The 1,033-nt window shown below is 52.0% G+C and carries 1 protein-coding gene; it reads right to left on the bottom strand.

Going from position 1 to position 1,033, the window contains the following annotated elements:
- Positions 1-79: 79 nt before the first annotated feature.
- Positions 80-865 (bottom strand): hypothetical protein, encoded by a 786-nt coding sequence (locus IE168_RS14430; RefSeq protein ID WP_189499513.1) that lies wholly within the window; start codon positions 863-865, stop codon positions 80-82.
- Positions 866-1,033 lie beyond the last annotated feature (168 nt).

Raw genomic sequence — 1,033 nt, 5'->3', positions numbered from 1 at the left:
CGTCCCCGAAGCTCAGCTGCATCGTCGTCATCCGTCGAACCTTGCGCTATTGTCGCCGAAGGATTTGTTCAGAGCATCCCTAGTTGATCTCGGCCATTGATGTGATGTTGTCAATAACTTCTTCAGCTCGTTCCTTGCTTGGTGGAATTCCCTTTGCAATGGGTTCCAGGGTTCCGTCATTTCTAATCAAGAACGCGGATCGCTGAGGCACATAATATTGACCTCTGTAAGCAGTGATTTTCCCTGTCTTTTGCGCACTCCCAACGTCATACAGGCCGGACGATAGAAAGAGGAGGTATCTGCTTCCGGGCGTTGCTGGAAAATCAGTATCGTAAATAATCTGATACCCAAGACTATCGAGTCCGGAGCGTTGGCGGATCTTTATATTTCCATCGAGGACATTGCCTTTTAACGTGCGGTCAACCTTGAAGGACACTGTCGACAGGAAGCCATCATCAAGTAGTTCGTCGGTAATTGAATCCAAGGTTCCCACGACGACGGTTTCTGACAGAAGCGCGTAGTCAATGAGGGTCCCATTGATGTCGCGCTCCAGTGCTCCCGACACGTCGTGTCCGGAGGCTTCTAACGCAAGCAGAACGTCAGGGGAAAAGCCGGAAGCGGCCAACCACTGAGCTTTCAAGGTCGTGATTCGTTCTTGCACTTCCGATGAGGGGGCCGCGGCAGCTTGCGCAGACTTCAAGATCGCCTTGAGCTCTGCTATATCGGACTTGCTATCAAGTGCAGCTTCCCCTCGCGCAACTTGTACTTGAAGTGGACTTGGCCCTTGTTGTCTTCGAAGATTGTCTTGAGCCGCCGCCGCAGATACCGCCACAAGCAGTAGCGAACCTATAAGGCCAGTTTTCATCGGACGCTCCTAATCATCGCGTGCGGTACCTATATTCGAATTATCATGACGCTGGGGTGATCCACCATTAAGTATTGTGGGCACCCTAGGGATGCTCTGAACAAATCCTTCGGCGACAATAGCGCAAGGTTCGACGGATGACGACGATGCAGCTGAGCTTCGGGGACG

It is taken from the genome of Luteimonas padinae (assembly GCF_014652935.1).
Classification (GTDB): Bacteria; Pseudomonadota; Gammaproteobacteria; order Xanthomonadales; family Xanthomonadaceae; genus Luteimonas; species Luteimonas padinae.
The sequence above is the reverse complement of the archived record's forward strand: the minus strand, read 5'-3'. Positions and strand labels throughout refer to the sequence as shown.

What these genes read in the sequence shown, in the direction of transcription:
- IE168_RS14430 (WP_189499513.1), bottom strand. Translation starts at nt 865, where the DNA reads ATGAAAACTGGCCTTATAGGTTCGCTACTGCTTGTGGCGGTATCTGCG.